At 65.3% G+C, this 277-nt stretch carries 1 protein-coding gene; it reads right to left on the reverse strand.

Translation table 11 applies throughout. The features are described 5' to 3' along the window. The coding region (locus tag ACR9ZK_RS21915) for a Ku protein (protein ID WP_481344064.1) at positions 1 to 209 on the reverse strand (209 nt) is incomplete at its 3' end. Positions 210 to 277 lie beyond the last annotated feature (68 nt).

Raw genomic sequence — 277 nt, forward strand, 5'->3', positions numbered from 1 at the left:
GTGCGCTCCCCGTCGTCGTAGGCCGTCACGATGTGCTCGTACGGGATGACCTTGCCGTCGCTCTCGCAGCGGCGCTGATAGCGGATGCGGCCGCCGTCCGCGTCGTGCACCTGGTGCAGCGGGACGTCGTGATCCTCGGTTGCGCTGTACACCTTCACCGGCACGTTCACGAGCCCGAAGGTGATGGCGCCCGTCCAAATGGCCCTCATGTGCCCATCGTGTCCGGGGATGCGCTCATTTTCAAGGAGTGACCAGGGAATGCACGGAGGGCTTACGG

The organism is Monashia sp. HAY1-5C (assembly GCF_056755255.1).